The organism is Streptomyces africanus, from assembly GCF_002150735.1.
GTDB classification, from domain to species: Bacteria; Actinomycetota; Actinomycetes; order Streptomycetales; family Streptomycetaceae; genus Streptomyces; species Streptomyces africanus.
Genome location: NZ_MUKA01000311.1, coordinates 9530 through 9915 on the forward strand (window position 1 = coordinate 9530; position 386 = coordinate 9915).

1 pseudogene (cut by a window edge) is annotated in these 386 nt (G+C 76.7%); it reads right to left on the bottom strand.

Going from position 1 to position 386, the window contains the following annotated elements:
* Positions 1–386, bottom strand: a pseudogene (locus CCL05_RS32930) (sacsin N-terminal ATP-binding-like domain-containing protein) (its annotated part extends 1382 nt beyond the left edge of the window); the annotation flags it as partial.

Consider the following 386-nt stretch of genomic DNA (forward strand, 5'->3'; position numbering starts at 1 on the left):
GCGCGGGGTCGCGGGCAGGGCGCCCAGCTTCTCCAGGATCGGGTGCGCGGCGTCCGGGTGGGCGACCTTCAGCCCGAGCCGGGCCAGGGTCTCCGGGTCCATACCGGTGGCGTCGGGGCCGGGCAGCAGAACCTGCCGGGGCCCGATCGTCGTACGCCCGTCCGCGAGCGGCACCGGCAGGCCCGACAGCCGGTCCGGGTCGACCCCGGCCAGGCTGTCGTAGAGCCGCCGCCACCAGCCGGGCTCCTTCTCCAGCCCGGCCAGCCGGTCGATCGCGTCGGTCAGCGGCACCCGGGCAACACCCAGGGTGCGCAGCTCCACCCGGCGTTCGAGACCGGCGGGCAGCAGCGTGGGCAGCACCTCGGCCAGCACCCGTACCGTGTCCG